This is a genomic window from Allocoprobacillus halotolerans (assembly GCF_024399475.1).
GTDB classification, from domain to species: Bacteria; Bacillota_I; Bacilli_A; order Erysipelotrichales; family Coprobacillaceae; genus Allocoprobacillus; species Allocoprobacillus halotolerans.
This window is the reverse complement of sequence record NZ_CP101620.1, coordinates 452683-471580: the sequence shown is the minus strand read 5'-3', so window position 1 is coordinate 471580 and position 18898 is coordinate 452683. Positions and strand designations below refer to the sequence as shown.

Annotated in this window: 18 protein-coding genes; 14 read left to right on the top strand and 4 right to left on the bottom strand. The window is 31.2% G+C overall.

What is annotated here, in order from left to right; translation table 11 throughout:
* Position 1: 1 nt before the first annotated feature.
* Complete coding sequence (locus tag NMU03_RS02900; RefSeq protein WP_290141146.1) at positions 2-634, top strand: YczE/YyaS/YitT family protein; 633 nt, start codon at positions 2-4, stop codon at positions 632-634.
* A gap of 16 nt (positions 635-650) precedes the next feature.
* Here the strand turns inward: NMU03_RS02900 and NMU03_RS02895 are convergent, their stop codons facing one another.
* Positions 651-2069 carry a glycoside hydrolase family 1 protein gene (locus tag NMU03_RS02895; protein WP_290141144.1) on the bottom strand — a complete coding sequence of 473 codons (1419 nt, stop codon included), beginning with the start codon at positions 2067-2069 and terminating at the stop codon, positions 651-653.
* A 162-nt stretch (positions 2070-2231) separates the two neighbouring features.
* Here NMU03_RS02895 and NMU03_RS02890 point away from each other — a divergent pair, with 162 nt between their 5' ends.
* Entirely contained in the window at positions 2232-2606 is a 375-nt protein-coding gene (locus NMU03_RS02890; protein WP_290141142.1) for a DUF2500 domain-containing protein, read from the top strand.
* Positions 2607-2617: 11 nt separating this feature from the next.
* On the opposite strand, the gene NMU03_RS02885 is transcribed toward NMU03_RS02890, so the two are convergent.
* Together NMU03_RS02885 and NMU03_RS02880 are read right to left on the bottom strand one after the other, a co-directional pair.
* Complete coding sequence (locus NMU03_RS02885; protein WP_290142265.1) at positions 2618-2782, bottom strand: hypothetical protein; 165 nt, start codon at positions 2780-2782, stop codon at positions 2618-2620.
* Positions 2770-4479 carry an ABC-F family ATP-binding cassette domain-containing protein gene (locus NMU03_RS02880; protein ID WP_290141140.1) on the bottom strand — a complete coding sequence of 570 codons (1710 nt, stop codon included), beginning with the start codon at positions 4477-4479 and terminating at the stop codon, positions 2770-2772. Before NMU03_RS02880 ends, NMU03_RS02885 begins: the two co-directional genes overlap by 13 nt.
* 341 nt (positions 4480-4820) lie before the next feature.
* Here NMU03_RS02880 and NMU03_RS02875 point away from each other — a divergent pair, with 341 nt between their 5' ends.
* From NMU03_RS02875 to NMU03_RS02830, 10 genes are all read left to right on the top strand, one after another.
* Positions 4821-4943 carry a hypothetical protein gene (locus NMU03_RS02875; RefSeq protein WP_290141138.1) on the top strand — a complete coding sequence of 41 codons (123 nt, stop codon included), beginning with the start codon at positions 4821-4823 and terminating at the stop codon, positions 4941-4943.
* Positions 4944-4978: 35 nt separating this feature from the next.
* Complete coding sequence (locus NMU03_RS02870; RefSeq protein WP_290141136.1) at positions 4979-6469, top strand: AAA family ATPase; 1491 nt, start codon at positions 4979-4981, stop codon at positions 6467-6469.
* A 356-nt stretch (positions 6470-6825) separates the two neighbouring features.
* A complete protein-coding gene (locus NMU03_RS02865) occupies positions 6826-8745 on the top strand; it encodes an aconitate hydratase (protein WP_290141135.1) in 1920 nt (639 codons plus the stop codon).
* Positions 8745-9737 (top strand): isocitrate/isopropylmalate dehydrogenase family protein, encoded by a 993-nt coding sequence (locus NMU03_RS02860; RefSeq protein ID WP_290141133.1) that lies wholly within the window; start codon positions 8745-8747, stop codon positions 9735-9737. The genes NMU03_RS02865 and NMU03_RS02860 overlap by 1 nt, the downstream gene beginning before the upstream one ends.
* An 11-nt stretch (positions 9738-9748) precedes the next feature.
* Positions 9749-10432, top strand: a complete 684-nt coding sequence (locus tag NMU03_RS02855; protein ID WP_290141131.1) for a GntR family transcriptional regulator — start codon at positions 9749-9751, stop codon at positions 10430-10432.
* Between the two features lie 135 nt (positions 10433-10567).
* Positions 10568-11962 (top strand): 6-phospho-beta-glucosidase, encoded by a 1395-nt coding sequence (locus NMU03_RS02850; RefSeq protein WP_290141130.1) that lies wholly within the window; start codon positions 10568-10570, stop codon positions 11960-11962.
* A 106-nt stretch (positions 11963-12068) separates the two neighbouring features.
* Positions 12069-13208 carry an anhydro-N-acetylmuramic acid kinase AnmK gene (gene anmK, locus NMU03_RS02845; protein WP_290141129.1) on the top strand — a complete coding sequence of 380 codons (1140 nt, stop codon included), beginning with the start codon at positions 12069-12071 and terminating at the stop codon, positions 13206-13208.
* 51 nt (positions 13209-13259) lie between these two features.
* Positions 13260-13760 carry a MurR/RpiR family transcriptional regulator gene (locus tag NMU03_RS02840; RefSeq protein ID WP_290141127.1) on the top strand — a complete coding sequence of 167 codons (501 nt, stop codon included), beginning with the start codon at positions 13260-13262 and terminating at the stop codon, positions 13758-13760.
* Between the two features lie 14 nt (positions 13761-13774).
* On the top strand, positions 13775-14098 hold the full coding sequence (locus NMU03_RS02835) for a MurR/RpiR family transcriptional regulator (RefSeq protein WP_290141126.1): 324 nt from the start codon (positions 13775-13777) through the stop codon (positions 14096-14098).
* A gap of 382 nt (positions 14099-14480) precedes the next feature.
* Entirely contained in the window at positions 14481-15533 is a 1053-nt protein-coding gene (locus NMU03_RS02830; protein WP_290141125.1) for a serine hydrolase domain-containing protein, read from the top strand.
* Positions 15534-15546: 13 nt separating this feature from the next.
* Here NMU03_RS02830 and NMU03_RS02825 read toward each other — a convergent pair whose 3' ends face one another.
* Positions 15547-16341 (bottom strand): MurR/RpiR family transcriptional regulator, encoded by a 795-nt coding sequence (locus tag NMU03_RS02825; protein WP_290141122.1) that lies wholly within the window; start codon positions 16339-16341, stop codon positions 15547-15549.
* Between the two features lie 215 nt (positions 16342-16556).
* On the opposite strand from NMU03_RS02825, the gene NMU03_RS02820 reads away from it, so the two are divergent.
* Both NMU03_RS02820 and NMU03_RS02815 read left to right on the top strand, forming a co-directional pair.
* Complete coding sequence (locus NMU03_RS02820; protein ID WP_290141121.1) at positions 16557-17939, top strand: PTS sugar transporter subunit IIC; 1383 nt, start codon at positions 16557-16559, stop codon at positions 17937-17939.
* 12 nt (positions 17940-17951) lie between these two features.
* On the top strand, positions 17952-18896 hold the full coding sequence (locus NMU03_RS02815; protein WP_290141119.1) for a GNAT family N-acetyltransferase: 945 nt from the start codon (positions 17952-17954) through the stop codon (positions 18894-18896).
* The last annotated feature ends 2 nt before the right edge of the window (positions 18897-18898 follow it).

Below are 18898 nucleotides of genomic sequence, written 5' to 3'. Positions count from 1 at the left end.
TATGAAGAAAAATCTATATCAATATTTTATTCTCTTATTACTTATATGTTTTAATGCAGCACTTGTCGCATTGGCTCTCAAAGTCAATGTTGGTGTTGATTCATGGGCAGCATTTTCACAATCATTAGCTAATGCTATGCATGTAAAAGTAGGTACAATGGAAACAATACTTAATTGTTTATGTGTCTTCTTAGAGTTGATTATCTTGAAAAAACATTTTACATGGAAACATATGATGCAAATACCTTTAAGTTTTTTAATAGGATATGTTATTAATTTTGTTTATTATAATATATTAACATTTGAGTTTACATATTATCCAATGAAAATAATTATCATTATTGGTGTTTATATATTGTCTGCTATCATAGTTGCTTTGATTATGACGATGAATTTAATAACTTATCCATTAGAAGGTGTTTGTCATGCGTTTTGTCAAAAATATCAATACCCTTTTCACCAATGCCGACAGGGGATTGATATTTTATGTATTATCATCAGTCTTTTATTAAGTTTTGTTTTATCAATGCCTTTTGTTGTAAGAGAAGGAACTGTTATTGGAATGATTCTATTTGGGCCAATGCTTGGTTTTGCTATGAAAATAATAAAATCTAAACAAAAAAACTTGTCATAATGACAAGCTTTTTTGTTTAATCACTTAAATCTTCGCCGTTAGAAGCAATGACTTTTTTATACCAATAGAAAGAATCTTTTCTATATCTATCCAATGTTTTTAAATCAAATTCATCTCTATCTACATAGATGAATCCATAACGTTTCACCATACCTTCATGTGTTGAAATTAAGTCAACAGCTGACCATGGACAATATCCTAGCATTTCACATCCATCACTAATAGCTAAACGTACTTGAGAAATATGATCTTGATAATATCTGATACGATATTGGTCATGAACTTTACCATCTTCTGTTAATGTATCATAAGCACCTAAACCATTTTCAGTGACTAATAATGGTAAACGATATCTTGAATACATTTCACGGATAGTTGCTCTAAATCCCATTGGATCAATTTCCCAACCAAATTCAGTTGTTGGTAAATGTGTATTTCTATATCCTTTATACATACCAGTAATACCTTTAGAAGTTTGTTGATCGCTAGCACCAGATAAATCTTCTGAACCATCAGACCATTCACATGTTGCAGTGTTATAGTAGTTGAATCCAATGAAATCAGGATGTCCATTTTTTAATGCCTCTGCATCACCTTCAGCAAATTCTGGTGTTGCATCGTTTTCTTCTAACCATGACCATACAATGTTGTTGTAAACACCATAAACTGCCATATCTAAATATAACCAGTTTCTAATAGCGTTAAAGTTTTGAGCAGCTAAAACATCTTCAGGTTTACAGCTAGCAGGGTAAACAAGTGAGATGTTTGGAGCAGGTCCAATTTTTGCATCTGGTAACATTTCATGACATAATGCCATCGCTTTGGCTTGTGCTACTAACATATGGTGGTTTTGTTGATAGATTTCTTTTAATTCATTTGTACATCCTTCAGGTAAATGAAGTGTTCCAATGACTGGTCCACTTAAAGTTAAGACGTTTTGTTCATTGATTGTTAACCAATATTTGACACGGTCACCAAAGTTTTCAAACATAACTTTTGCAAAATTGACAAACCAATCTACTGAATCTCTATTTCCCCAGCTTCCTCTTTCATCCAATGCAGCAGGCATATCAAAGTGGAACATTGTGACTAATGGTTCAATACCATATTTTAAACATTCATTAATCACGTTATTATAGTATTCAATCCCTTTTGGATTGACTTCACCTGTTCCTTGAGGTAAGATTCTAGTCCATGCGATAGAGAAACGGTAAGTTTTAAATCCCATTTCTGCCATTAAGGCAATATCTTCTTTATAACGATGATATTGGTCAGCACAGACAGTTAAATCAGAAGTTCCTTCAGGAACAACCTTCACGTCCTGACAAGATGGACCTTTTCCATCTTCTAAATTTGCACCTTCTACCTGATAAGCAGAAGTACTAGCTCCCCAAAGAAAATCTTTAGGAAATGGTTTTAATGTTTTGTGTATCATATTTTCTTCCTCCTTTTTTTACAATGATATTATAACGGAAAAAGATGAAAAATCATATTATTTCCACAAAATGAAAATCCTTTTTATATCGTAAAAATCATAAATTCATAACAATTCCATTTTTTTATGATATGATAAGATAAAACGGAGGGAGAGAAACATATGGGGCTTTTAGAAAATGGTGGTTTTGAAACCATGTTTACGATTATGTTTATGCTTGTTGTTGGCACATTTGCATTCGTTTTAATCAAAGGGATCACACAATGGCATTATAATAATCAATCACCAAGATTAACTGTTCAAGCAAAAGTTGTATCCAAACGTATGGATGTTTCTTATCATCATCATGGAGATGATCATATGATGGATAGTTCTTCAACTTTTTATTATGTAACGTTTGAAGTGAAAAGTGGTGATCGTTTAGAATTAGCGGTGAATGGTAAAGAATATGGTATGTTAGTAGAAAATGATATTGGTGAATTAACATTTCAGGGAACACGTTATATAGAATTTGTTAGAACAAGAGAAAAGGATTAAAGTTTTTGGCTTTAATCCTTTTGCATATCTTCCCATTGTTGTAAAAGTTCTTCAAGTTGTAAATTGGCTTCATCAATATTTTTAATGATTTCATTATACTTTTTATAATCGTTCAGGACATCTTCAAGTTGCAACTGACTATTCCATTCTTGAATTTGTGTTTCTAATTGAGAAATCTCTTTTTCAATCTTTTTGATTTGATTTTGTTGTTTACGTTGTAAAGACTGTGCTTTTTTGATTTCGATATAAGATTGATTTTTTCTTTGACTTCTTTGATTTGGACTTTTTTATCTAAATATTGAGAATAATTACCAGTATAAACATGACTGCCATGTGCACTCATTTCAACGACTTGTGTAGCTAGTTTATTAATAAAATAACGGTCATGGCTAATAAATAAAATGGTTCCTTCAAATGACAACAAAGCATCTTCTAAAACTTCCTTAGATTCAATATCTAAGTGATTTGTAGGTTCATCAAGAATGAGGAAATTACAGCGTGATAATAAAAGTTTCATTAAAACCACACGCCCACGTTCTCCGCCGGATAAAACATCAATCGTTTTAAAAACATCATCACCTTTAAACTGAAAAGATGCACAAGCATTTCTAATTTCAGTATTGTTCATTTGAGGATATGTATCACTGATTTCTTGAAAAATTGTTTTTTGAAAAGATAAAGATGTATGTTCCTGATCATAATAACCAAGCATGACTTTGCTGCCTAATTTGATTTTCCCATTTGTTGGCACATAATCATTTAAAATGATGTGAAATAATGTTGTTTTACCAATGCCATTAGGTCCAATTAAAGCGACACGTTGTTGTTTTTTGACTTCAAAATCAATATGTTCAAATAATGGTTTATCAAAAGCCATAGCTAAATCTTTAACTTTTAAAACATCATATCCTGATTCAACAAGTGGCTGAAATTGAATACGTATTGCTTGAGGTAAGGCATCTGGCTTTTCTACTTTTTCCATTTTAGCCAATGCTTTTTCTTTGCTTTCAGCACGTTTGACCTGTTTTTCACGATTATATGATTTTAATAAATCAATGCTTTCTTGCATACGTTTGATTTCTTTTTGATTATCAATATAATGTTTCAGTTCTACTTCACGATTATGTTTTTTGATGACTGCATATTCTTGGTAAGAACATTTATACGTTGTGGCTTTCCCATTTTCAATTTCAACAATTTGATTAGAAATCTGATCAATGAAATAACGGTCATGAGAAACCATGATAATGGCATGAGGATAGTTTTTTAAATAATTTTCTAGCCATTCAATAGACTCAACATCTAAATGGTTAGTTGGTTCGTCTAAAAGTAATAAATCAGGTTTTAATAATAATAAACGTCCTAATGATAAACGTGTTTTTTGACCTCCTGATAAAATAGAAATCGGCATATCCCACATAGATTCTTCAAATCCTAAACCTTTTAAAACACCCTTGATTTGACTTTGATAGGCATAGCCATCATGACTTTCAAATTCATATGTTAAACGTTCGTATTCATCCATGATGGATTCAAGATTTTGATGAATGGACATTTGTTGTTCAAGTTCACGTAGACGTTTTTCTTTATCGATCAGTGATTGGAAAACGTCTTCTAATGCCTGATAGACAGTCCAATTGGCATCTAATGTATTATGTTGTGATAAATAACCTAATTTGGTATTTTTGGGCATAAAGATTTCCCCACCGTCATAGCTTTCTTCACCACAAATGATTCTTAAAAGAGTAGTTTTCCCTGCACCGTTGACACCAATAATAGCTAATTTATCATGATCTTCAATTTTAAATGTAATATCTTTAAGCAAATCAGTTCCTTGAAATGATTTCTTTAAAGATGAACAAGCTAATATCATTTTTATCACCTTGTCCATTGTAACATACATCATTGAAAAGATAAACTGTATTTCTAAAACATCAAATTTTAAATTACTATTCACTAATAATTTGATAAGATAAACCTCACTTCTAGCAAGTTGTTCAAGTCAAGCGATTGGTGCATCATTGTGCCACATTCCCTTATCCTGCTAAAAAATCATGAAGTGATTTTTTTAAAATTTTAGTTAAATGATTTTTCTTTTTCAAAGCTTATCTATGCCATAAAATGATCGACAAGAATGGAAAGATATAAGACAAATACTTACTGAAACTGGTTAATGATTATGTTATAATGAGCATAAGAAAGTGAGGAATGACTATGCAGCTGGCAGTACCAAGAGGAGTATCAAATTATAGAAGATTAAAAACAGATCATTATTATTTTGTTGATAAAAGCTTAATGATTTCAGATTTTCTAAAAGAAAAAATGCAGTCACTTTAATCACGCGACCAAGACGATTTGGAAAGACCATTAATATGTCGATGATGGCAGAGTTCTTTGACATCACGAAGGATTCAAAGGAACTTTTTAAGGATACCAAGATCATGACTACTGCATATGTTTCTGAAATGAATCAATATCCAACTATTTTTCTTTCCTTTGCAAACGCAAAAGGGAATAAAATAAATATTATAAGTTCTATTAAACAGAATCTCATTAAACTCTATCAATTAAATAAGCATCTTTTTCAAGATTTAGATGAATTTGATATGATAATTTACAAGGGAATAATGGAAAGCTTAGCTCAATATAACAATGGTAGTGCTAATGGTATAGAGAATGCTTTGTCTTTTTTGATGGAACGAATGGAAAGATATTATCATAAAAAGGTTATGGTATTTATTGATGAGTATGATACACCATTTATTGAAGCTCATGTCAATGGATTTTATAATGAGATTAGAGAAAATCTATCCTCTATGCTTCATGCTGCATTGAAATCTTCTGATAGCTTACAGTATGCTATGTTGACAGGGGTTCAAAGGGTGGCAAAAGAAAATCTATTCAGTGATCTGAATAATTTGGTGGTATGTACTGTGGCAGATAAAGAATATTCTCAATACTTTGGATTTACAGAATTGGAAGTCAAAGAACTGTTAGAATATTATGATTTAGAATTAAATGATAAAGTTAAAATGATGTATAATGGTTATCATTTTGGAAATACGCAGATCTATAATCCATGGTCAGTTTTAAATTATGCTGCAACTGGTGAAGAGAGTCCATATTGGCTATATACTAGCAGCAATAAAATGATCAAAGAGGCAATGAAAATCAGAAACCAATCTTTTGATAGAGATTTTGAGAAGTTGGTTCAGACGGGATGTATGGAGACAACCATGTATCTGGAAACAAGCTTTTTTGAAATCAGTGAAATAGAGAACTTATGGGGATTGTTTGTCAATGCGGGATATTTAACGATTGAAAAAACAGTTGATAGACAAAATAATCTCTATGTTTTGAGAATTCCAAATCAGGAGGTTCGCCAGGAGTTTAGAAACCTTACTGCCTATTATTTAAATATAGAAGAAAATAATTTGAATGGTTTATTCAATGCTTTAAGACTTGAAAAGAAAGAAGACTTCAAAGACAGATATCAAAATATGTTGTTAATATTACCATCATATCATGATTTAAAAGATGAAAATAGCTATCATGTTTTATTTCTAGGCATGTGTGCATGGATGTCTTATGATTATAAAATCATCAGCAATCGAGAAGTAGGCAAAGGCAGATGTGATATCATTTTACAGTCAAAAGATGAAAATAAGACATCCTTTGTATTTGAGTTTAAGTATATTGGAACAGACAACGAAACCAGTCAAGAAAGATTACAGACAGTTGCTAAACAGGCAGTAGAACAAATTAGAGATAGACAATATGATATTGAAATAAAAGGAAAAGTTGTTTATATAGGGCTTGCACATCATGGTAAAGATGTAGCGATAGAGTGGCAGGAAAAATAAAAGAGGAAAACTTTTAAAATTGGTCATCTCATCTATGCACTTAGGATTGTAAATAAATTGCAATAGGAAGAACTGGTAATGATGCTAGGTTCTTCTAGATCAATTATTTTTGTATATGAAACAGAAAGTAAAACAAAAATGAGAAGGAATAATAATTCGTTAGGATATTATGTAAGGATTATTATTCTTTCTTAGTTCTATGTTCTCAATATTATAAAATTTCAATTTCAATCATATATTTTAGATCCAGTTTTATATAGCTGTTTCTTTTTTTGTGTCTTGAAAAAACTTATAGTTGATTGTTTAAACATAACCTTGTATAATTGTATACAATAAGTATAAGGGGTGGTCAAAAAATGAATTTAGCATATAAAGTTTTACAAGCACATTTAAAAGAAGGAGAATTGATTCCAGGGAAACCTATTTGTATTGGTATTGATCAAACATTAACACAGGATTCAACTGGAACGATGGCTTATTTACAGTTAGAAGCTATGGATGTTGGTCATGTGGCAGTGGAAAAAGCTGTAGCTTATATTGATCATAACATGTTGCAAACAGGGTTTGAAAATATGGATGATCATGAATTTATTCGCAGTGTTGCCAGAAAGCATGGAATTACATTTTCTAAACCAGGTAATGGGGTATGTCATCAATTACAATTAGAAAACTTTTCTAAACCTGGGAAAACACTTGTAGGAAGTGATTCACATACACCAACTTGTGGAGCAATGGGAATGATTGCGATTGGTGCCGGAGGATTGGATGTAGCCGTAGCAATGGCAACAGGAAAATACTACTTACAATGCCCAAGTGTTATTCAAGTGAATTTAACAGGAACAAAAGCATCATGGGTGAGTGCTAAAGATATTATTTTAAAGATTTTACAGACATTGAGTGTTAAAGGTGGTGTCAATAAAATCGTTGAATATACAGGAGAAGGCATTGCATCATTATCTTTAACAGATCGTGCGACAATTTGTAATATGGGAGCTGAACTTGGTGCCACAACATCTATTTTCCCAACGGATGAAAGAACGTTAGAATATTTAAAACAACAAGGACGAGCAGAAGATTATGTAGAATTAAAAGCTGACGAAGATGCAAAGTATGATGAAAGATTGGATATTGATTTATCGACATTAGAACCAATGGTTGCTAAACCTCATAGTCCTGATGCTGTGGTGAGTGCCAAAGAATTAGAAGGAATGCATATTCATCAGGTTGTGATTGGTTCTTGTACTAATTCATCATTTGCCGATATGATGCGTGCAGCGAAGATTTTAAAAGGACATCAAGTGGCAGATCATGTATCATTGGTTATTGCACCAGGGTCTTCAAGTATTTTAGCCATGTTATCACAAAATGGAGCATTGGCTGATATGATTCAAGCAGGTGCGAGAATTTTGGAATGTGGTTGTGGACCATGTATTGGAATGGGTCAGGCACCACTTTCTCAAGGTGTTTCTTTAAGAACAATTAATCGTAACTTTAAAGGACGTTCTGGGACAAATGATGCCAGTGTTTATTTGGTATCACCAGAAATTGCAGCACTTTCAGCCATTAAAGGATACTTATCTTGTGAATTTGAAGATGATATGTATTTGGATGAAGTGCCATCTACACCATTTATTAAAAATAAGAATTTCTTTATTGATGCATATGATCCTGAAACAGAAGTTTATATGGGACCAAACATTAAACCAGTGCCTCGTGGAGAAAATTTAGATGCAGATATTCAAGGAAAAGTTGTTTTAAAAGTAGGTGACAATATTTCAACAGATCATATTGTGCCATCTGACTCAAAACTTTTACCATTCCGTTCAAATGTACCTCATCTTGCAAAATTTGCTTTTTCAAAAGTAGATGACCAGTTCTATACCAGAGCAAAAGAAAATCATGGAGGATTCATTGTTGGTGGTGATAATTATGGACAAGGTTCTTCTAGAGAACATGCGGCTTTAGTGCCTAATTATTTGAAAATTAGAGCCATCTTTGCTTTGTCTTTTGCGAGAATTCATCGTTCTAATTTGATTAATAATGGGATTTTACCAATTGTGATTGATCAACAGGGTTATGATTTCTTTAATCAAGAAGATGAATATGTTTTAATTAATGTTAAAGAATCTGTAGAAAATGATCAACCAATTGTTGTTGAAAATAGACGTACAAAAGAAAAGTTAACAGCTAAATTGACTTTAGCACCAAGAGAAAAAGTCATGATTTTACAAGGTGGTTTATTAAATGCCATTAAAGAATTAGGAGGGGATTTTTAATGAAAGCAGTATTGATTCCAGGTGATGGTATTGGACCTGAAATTGCGCAAAGTGTAAAAGACATCACGACAGCTATGCATTTAGATATTGAGTGGTTAGAATATCGTGCGGGGGCTGAATATGCCAGTGAAACAGGAAAAGTTTTTGAACCAGGATTGGTTGAAGCCATTCAAGAATATAAATGGGCTTTAAAAGGTCCTACTGCGACACCTATTGGAACAGGGTTTAGAAGTGTCAATGTTGCTTTAAGACAGAAGTTTGCAACTTATGCCAATGTGAGACCAATTCGTTCTTTTAAAGGCATTGCTTCTAAATATGAAAATATTGATTTAGTGATGATTCGTGAAAATACAGAAGATTTATATAAAGGAATTGAATATAAAATCAATGATAATATGGCAAATGGTATTAAACTTATTACTAGAGAAGCCAGCGAAAAGATTTGTCGTTATGCTTTTGAATATGCTAAAATGAATAATCGTCATAAAGTCACAGCAATTCATAAAGCCAATATTATGAAATATACGGACGGACTTTTCCTAGAAGCATTTAGAGATGTTGCTAAATGCTATCCTGAAATTGAAACCCAAGAAATTATTGTTGATAATATGTGTATGCAGCTTGTCTTAAGACCAGAAACTTTTGATGTTTTGGTTGCGCCAAACTTATATGGGGATATTGTGTCTGATTTATGTGCCGGATTAGTTGGTGGACTTGGGTTTGCGCCAAGTGGTAATATCGGTGATGAATATCGTATTTATGAAGCTGTTCATGGCAGTGCACCAGATATTGCTGGTCAAAATATTGCCAATCCAAGTGCATTATTATTGGCTTTTGCATTAATGTTAGAAGATTTAGGGAACATGAAAGCAGCAAATCAATTAAGAGAAGCACTTGCAAAAGTGGTAGAAAAACAAGAAACTGTGACACCAGATATTGGTGGTCATGCTTCTACAACTGAATTTGTTCAGGCAATAATTAATGAATTATAGGAGGAAAATAAATGCCATCACATAGTTTATTTGAACATGTATCACATGGCTCTTTAGGTAATAAAATATTTGATATTTTAAGAGATCGTATTTTAAATGAAGAATATGAACATGGACAAAAGCTTAATGAATTGACCTTGGCGAATGAATTAAAAATTAGTCGTACACCAATTCGTGAAGCTTTAAAACAATTAGAATTAGAAGGACTTGTTGAAAGCATTCCTAATAAAGGTGTCTATGTCAAAGGATTTTCGCCACGTGATATTGATGATATGTTTGAAATTCGCTGTGCATTAGAAGGTTTAGCGATTCAATTAGCCATTGATAGAATGGATGAAGAACATCTTGCAAAGATTAAAGATGTTTTTGAATTGATGGAATTTTATACAGCTAAAAAAGATCAGGAAAAAATTAATGATTTAAATATTTTGTATCATGAAACAATTTATCAGGCAACTCAATCACAGTACTTTGAACAATTATTAAAGGATGTTCATTATTATGTTTCGGTCACAAGTCGTCATTCGATTACACAACCAGAAAGATTAGAAACAGCGATTCAGGAGCATCGTGCTATCTTAGATTCAATAGTTGCTGGTGATAAAAAGTTAGCTAAAGATACGATTCAAAAACATATTAGAAAAACTCAAACACTTGTAAGAGCATATTATGCTAATAAGAAAAAGAAAGGTTAAAAAATAAGTCAAATGATTGAACAATGGATTCTTTCATTTGGCTTTTTATCATAAAATGTTTTCAAGAAATGAAAAAAACAAACAAAGTAAACTTTTTAATATTATACTTATAGTTAAGAAAAAGGAGGACGGATTATGGAAAAGAAACCTGTAAAAATTGTTACTATTGGTGGTGGAAGTAGCTATACACCTGAATTAATGGAAGGATTTATTAAAAGATATGATGAACTTCCAATCAAAGAAATCTGGCTAGTTGATATTGAAGATGGTAAAGAAAAATTAGAGATTGTTGGAACAATGGCTCAACGTATGTGGGATGCATCTCCTTATGATGTGAAAGTTCATTTAACTTTAGATCGCAGAGAAGCTTTAAAAGATGCTGACTTTGTTACAACACAATTTAGAGTTGGGTTATTGAATGCACGTGTAAAAGATGAAAGAATTCCTTTCTCTTATGGAATGTTAGGACAAGAAACAAATGGTGCTGGAGGTATTTTTAAAGCTTTTAGAACAATCCCTGTGATTTTAAGCATTGTAGAAGATATGAAAGAATTATGTCCTAATGCATGGTTAATTAACTTTACAAATCCAAGTGGAATGGTGACTGAAGCTGTTATGAAATATGGTAAATGGGATAAAGTCATTGGATTATGTAATGTGCCTGTTGGAGCGATGATGAAAGAACCTGAAACAATTGGAAAAACATTGGATCAATTAACTTATAAATTTGCTGGATTGAATCATTTCCATTGGCATAAAGTCTTTGATGAAAATGGACAAGAAGTGACACAACAAATCATTGATGCAATGTATGAAGGAAAAGATGGAGGAATTCCAGCCAATATTCATGATATTCCATTCTTTAAAGAACAATTAGATCAAATGCAAATGATTCCATGTGGATACCATAGATACTACTATCGTCAAGAAGAAATGTTAAAACATGGATTAGAAGAATACAATACAATTGGAACAAGAGCACAACAAGTTAAACAAACTGAAGAAGAATTATTTGAATTATACAAGAACCCTGATTTAGACCATAAACCAGAACAACTTGCAAAACGTGGTGGAGCACATTACAGTGATGCTGCTTGTGAAACAATTGCTTCAATCTATGCCAATAAGAATTCACATATCGTAGTTACAACAAGAAATAATGGAGCAGTACCTGATTTACCAGCTGATTCAGCTGTTGAAGTTTCAGCATTTATTGGAACGACAGGTGCAAGAGCGATTGCATTTGGACCATTACAACCTGCTGAAAGAGGATGGCTACAATGTATGAAAAATATGGAATGGTGTGTAGAAGAAGCAGCTGTGACAGGAGATTATGGAATGGCTTTACAAGCTTTCATTTTAAACCCACAAATTCCATCAGGAGAAACAGCAAAACGTGTCTTAGATGAATTATTATTAGCACATAAAAAATACTTACCACAATTTGCTGATAAGATTGCTCAGCTTGAAGCTGAAGGTGTGACAATCAAAGATGATGTTGCTAGAGAATTAACTGAAAAAGGATTATAAAATATTGATGAAACTATAAGGAATTTATTCTTTATAGTTTTTTATTATATGATAAATATTGAAATGTAATTTCAAAAAGTGTATTATTTTTTTGAGGTGAAAAATCATGTATGCAATTGGAATCATGTCAGGAACATCAATGGATGGTGTGGATACAGTATTAGTTGATATTGAAGGTTATGGATTACAGACACAATTAAAAGTCATTGGTTATCACGAATATCCTATGCCTTTAGAAATGAAAGAAAAAATAAAGAGAGCTTGTGATGAAAAATTGTCTCGTGTGGATGAAATTTGCAGTTTGAATTTTGAACTAGGATATTTATTTGTTGAAGCAGTGCAGACGTTACTTGAAAAATATCATATTTCATCTCAACACATTCAATTTATTGCGACACATGGACAAACTATTTATCATATTCCTTTTCAAAAAGGAAAACTTTTGTCTTCGACTTTGCAGATTGGAGAACCAGCCATTTTGGCTTATGCTTTTAATACAACAATCGTTTCAAATTTTAGAGTGATGGATATGGCAGCAAATGGACAAGGAGCGCCTCTTGTTCCATATAGTGAATTTCTTTTGTATAGTCAAGAAAATCAAAATATTGCTTTACAAAATATTGGTGGTATTGGAAATGTGACTTTATTGATTGGGCAGGATATTCATAGAATACAAGCATTTGATACGGGTCCAGGTAATATGATGATGAATGAAGCGTGTCGAAAATTATATCATCAAGAATATGATGATCAAGGACGTATTGCGAGTCAAGGAAGTGTTATTTCTCAGTTACTTGAAGAGTTAATGGCCCATCCTTATATGAAAAAAACACCACCTAAATCAACAGGTAGAGAAGATTTTGGTGAAAATTATGTTCATTCTTTGATTCATCAATATCAAAATGAAAAACCTGAAGATATTATAACTACTTTCACTTATTTTACTGCCAAATCTATGGCTTATCATTATCAAAAATATATTTTAAAAGATTATTCTTTAGATAAGATTATTATTGGTGGAGGTGGAAGTCATAATCAGACTTTAATTCAATATATAAAAGAGGAATTAAAGGATATCCCTGTTTATACACAAGATGAATTAGGGTATTCCAGTGATGCTAAAGAGGCAATAGCTTTTGCAATTATGGGAAATGAAACATTGCATCATCATTTTTCTAATATCAAAAGTGCCACTGGAGCTAAAGACAATGTAATTTTAGGAAATATCACCCTGCCACCAAGATAATAGCTGGTTTTTTTGTGAAAGCATTGATATAATGGTAATAGGTGATTATTTATGAATTGTTTAGTACAAATTAAAGAAGCGCAAAAGAGTTATACATCTACTGAAAAGATGATTGCTCAATATATTTTAGAACATACCCATGATATTTTAAATGATTCAGCACAACAACTGGGTGAAAAAAGTCAAACATCGGCTGCAGCAGTGATTCGTTTTGCTAAAAAACTAGGTTATAAAGGTTTTACAGAATTAAAAATGAGTCTAGCTCAGTCGCAGGAAAGACCAGAAGAAGATATTGATACAGTATTAGAAGAAACTGATGATTTAACATCACTCATTCATAAATCTTGTCAGTTAAACGTTTCTACAGTTCAAAAAACTTATCAGATGATTAATGAAAAACATTTGCAAAAAGCTATAGATTATATCGTTAATGCACAAACAATTTATTTGTTTGGGGTAGGAAGTTCAGCTATTGTTGCTTATGACTTTTCACAAAAATTATTAAGAATTGGAAAAAAGCAATTTATAATACTGATATCCATGTCCAAATGACTTTTGCTGAAAGTATGACAAAAAATGACGTTGCTATTTTTATAAGTTATTCAGGAACGACAGCTGGTCTTACAGGAATGGCAAAGAAATTGAAGAAAGATAGCATACCAAGTTTATCTATTACTCAAAATTCTAATAATGTCGTTGCTAAGAATGCAACTCTTAATTTGTTTATTCCATTGGAAGAAAAAGAAGTAAGAATTGGGGCAATTTCATCAAGAACAGCTTCGCTAGTTGTAACTGATTTATTATATTATGGTGTATACAAACATGATTTAGAAAATAATAAAAATAAATTGTATGAAACAAAAAATCTTGTTTCTCAATTATTGAAATAAAAATAAAGGTTCATTTTTACGAACCTTTATTTTTTACAACATATATGTTTTTTTGTTTGAATCATAGGTGATTCCTACAATTGGTAAGTTATCTTTATATTTTTTTGATCCTTTTGGATATTCCTTTTCTTTGATTTGTGTAATAGATGTTTGCATGTTTTTGATTTTATTTAAATTCTACTGTCATGGCAAGGTTATCGTTTACAAAACATGAATTTTGAAAAATGGCATCAAGATATATCAATGGATGATTTTGATAAATGTAAGCTTATTGGATAGTAGAGAAATTAAATATTATTAAAATAATATTTTAGAATATTAAAATGTTAATTGAAATTAAATTTCAATAATGGTATAATGTTTTGGGGATGGGAGAGCGATTATGAACGAGATAAAAAATTTTTTAAATAATGCATATAAAGAAAATATTTTCCCAGGTTGTTGTTGCTCTATTATTGATCATCAAAATATAGAACGTTATTGTGTGGGATATAAATCACAAATTATATCACCCAAAGAAAATGATCTTGATACTTTGTATGATTTAGCTAGTCTTACAAAAGTTGTTGCAACAACACCTATGATTTTGAAACTGATTCAGGAAAAATATATATCATATGATACTCCAATTCAATATATTTTGCCAGACTTCAAAAATAATAACATAACAGTTTTTCATTTATTGACACATACTTCTGGATTGCCAGCAGATTTTGATTGGAGTATGAATGAAGATAAGCGTAAGATTGTTCAAAGGATTTGTCAGTATTCGCATCAGGTTATCCCTGGAAAGGAAGTTATTTATTCTGATTTAGGTTACATTATTCTAGGTGAAATCATTGAAATCATAACGCAACAATCTTTACAAGAAGTTTTAGATAAAGAAATTTTTAAACCATTAGAAATGACTCATACATGTTTTTGTCCATCAGATATTGAAAAATGTGCTCCTACTGAATATAGTTTGTATGCCCATCGTATGTTAAGAGGTGAAGTTCATGATCATAAAGCTTGGATGATGGGAGGCATAGCTGGACATGCAGGTCTGTTTTCTCATATTCAAGATTTGGAACATTATGCACAAATGATTTTGAATAATGGAAAATATAAAAATCAAACATTTCTCAATAAAAGGCATATTGACAATATGTTTACTAATTTTTCACCAGAGAATCAAATTCCAAGAGGTATTGGATTTTTGACTTATACAACTCATAGTCTTTTTTCGTCATTAAATTCTAAGAAAACAATTGCTCATACTGGTTTTACTGGTACATCGCTATTGATTGATTTGGAAAATCAAATAGCTATTATCTTATTGTCCAATAGAGTGCATCCAACACGAGAAAACAAAAAAATATTAGATTGGCGTAAAGAATTTCATGAATTTGTGATAAAATATTTGACACAAAAAAAGAAGATTATAAATGAGTAATTCTCTTGTTATTTTATAAGGCAGTACAAACTGTTTTATTTTTCTGGTTTTGTAGGTTTTTTGCGAGATGATTAATAATCAAGTCTATAGTTATAAAAACGAGAGCTTGAGAATCAATAAAAAAATGTAAATCTTCATTATTAAAAGTTGGCAAAATAATTTCTTTATCGATTTTTTGATGAAAACTATGATGATTATTTTGAGTTACTAAAATGATTTTTGAATGGGATTCATAAGCATATTGAATAGCATCTTTAATGACTGTTGTTTCAGCAGATAGAGATAGAAATATATTAAGATCATCTTGATTTGACATTAATGCTTTTTCAGTCATAATACTTGAATTGACAATGGCCTCAGAATCAATACCGATTGTACATAAACGATAGGAAAGATATTGAGCCGATAAACCAGTTTCGTGAATACCATATATTTTAATTTTGTAAGCGTCTTTTATAAGTTGAATAATATGATCTAGAAATTGAGAACTGGTAGATTGTTGAAGTTGTTGAATCCTGTTAGCATATAGAGATAAATAGATGGAAGAGCTATTATCATCATCAGTATCCATCTCTACCATTGAATGAACATAGCGTGATACTTCATAACGAAATTCACTATATCCTCTAAAGCCACATTTTTGACAAAATCTTAAAAGTGCAGATTTAGAAACTTTACATTTTTTGGCAACTTCCTGAATAGGATAGGAAGAAATTGTATCAAAGTTTTTTAAAACATATTCTTCGATAATTTTTTCTGATTTTGTAAATTCTGTTTCGTGTAGCCTGATGTGTTCTTTAGGATTCATAAAATCACCTCGTATTAACATTATAACATGAATTAAAAATATGTGTAAATATGGAAATTTTCTAGTTTTTGAGAAAAGTTCCATTTTTTTTGGGAAAAGTATTGTAAATGAGAAAAAGGAGTGCTATACTTAAGATAGTCCGATGTAAGGGGTTTCTAGAAATAATAAATCGCGATTATCAAAAGAAAAGAGAGGGACTAGAAGGAGATAAAACTATGAGTGATATTCATAAGAAAGGAAATGTTATGGAGCGAATCAGTGATTTTGTAGAAAATCGATTAGCACCACCTTTAATTCGTATTTCAAATATTCGTTATTTACAAACATTACAAAAGACTTTTATTGTTTTTATGCCTTATATGATACTTGGTGCAACAGCGACATTAGTATTAAATTTAGGTGGCTTATTTGCAGAAGGCACTGGACTAGGAATGCCAGAAGTAGCTGCAACAATTAATGGTATCATTGATGTGATAAGACCAGGACTCACACAACTTGTATTTATAAGTATTAACTTAATGGCTTTATTGACAGCTATTTTGAATGCATATTACCTTGGTGAATATTATCATAAAAACTATGATAAAAAAGTAAATGCTATTGTTTGTGCTATTGCAGGTCTTATTGGATTCTTATGTTTTATTGATTTTACGACTTTATCAGAAAATTTTGATTGGCCTGCTTATATTTTAGGAGCTCCAAGTTTATTTACTGCGATTTTAATTAGTATTGTAACAGTAGAAATTTATAGATATCTTGTTCATAAAAATATTACAATTAAAATGCCTAATGGTGTTACGCAAATGGTTGCCGATGCTTTTACAAGTTTGATTCCTATTACTGTGATTATGATTATTTGTGCATTTGTAGGAAGAAATATTGAAGGATTTAATTTAATGACAATATTTAACGATTTGAGTTCTCATCTTGTCGTAGCTGGAAGTGGCCCAGTAGCTCAATTCTTTGCATTTTTCTTGGATCGTATTTTCTGGTTTGTTGGTTTACATGGTTCAAATATTGTTGGATCAATTATGACTCCAATTTGGGAAAGTATGGCAGCATCGAACTTAGCGGCTTTTGCTGCTGGTCAAGATATACCTTATTTATTTTCATCAATCTGGGTAAATGCTTATGTTAGATTAAGTGTCTTCCCAATTGCATTGCTTTGTGTTATTTCATCGGTTAAAAGATTTAAAGTATTAGGAAAATTATCAATTGTTGGAACAGTGTTTAATATTGCTGAACCTATTATGTATGGATTACCAATGGTATTAAATCCACTTATGTTTGTACCTTGGGTTATTGGTTTTTGTGTTATGTTTATTTGGAATGCAATCTTAATTTCAATTGGAATAGAACCACCGATTGTAGCGAATGTCGTTTGGACAATGCCTGTTCCATTAATGGCATTTATTGGTTCAGGATTTAAAATTTCAGCAATGATTATTAGTTTAATTAACTTTGTAATTATATTCTTTATTTTCTTACCATTCTTTAAAGTTATGGAAAGACAGGAATTAAAAGCAGAATTAGCTGTTCAACAAGAAATGGATATGCAAGGTGATGATACATCCCCTCAAATAGAAAATAATCAATAGGAGATAATATATATGGGAAATGTGAAGTTAGAAAGTTTTCATCAAGATAAATTCCAACAAGTATTAACTTGTTGGAATGAAAGCTTGATTTATGATGTAATTGATGAAGAAAGATTTAAACAACTTATTTTGTTAGATGAAAATTTTGATTCAAATTTATTCCTGCTCGCTACAAACGAGGAAAAAGTATTGGGATTTTGTTATGGTGTAAGAAGAAAAATTCCTTATTTAGAAAGAGGATTAGAAGAGAATCGTGGATGGATAGTCATTATGGGTGTTCTTCCAGAATATCAACATCAAGGTATTGGAACTTTATTATGTGATGAAGTGGAAAAAAGATTGAAAGATTTAGGAACAAAAGAAATAACTTTATGTGCCTATAGTCCTAATTATTTCTTCCCTGGCATTGATAAAAGATATCAAAATGCTATCGCATTCTTTGAAAAAAGAAACTATGTTTTTCGCAATGAATCAGTAAGTATGCAAAGAAGTCTATGGGATTATCATATGTCCAATCAATATAAAGAGAAACTTATTTCATTAGAAAAAGAAGGTATTCATATCATTCGTTATCATGATGAATATATGTTGCCATTATTGGACTATTTGTTGGAAAATTTTGGAGCTGGCTGGAAACGTAATGCTTTGATTGCGATGCAAAAAAATGAAGCTGTTGATACAATTTTATTAGTCGTAAATGAACAGAATCAGATTTTAGGATTCTGTATGAGAAAGATTGATGGCAATGATGCACGTTTTGGACCTTTTGGTGTAAGTGAACAATTAAGATCAAAAGGTATTGGTGGCGTATTATTTGAATATATGATGCAAGAAATGAAACAAAAAGGAATTTGCTATCTTTACTTTTTATGGACTGATGGTGCAGCTCAACGTTTCTATGAAAGACATGATGTCAAAGTTTATAGAACATATCAATTATATAGAAAAGAGGTATAGTC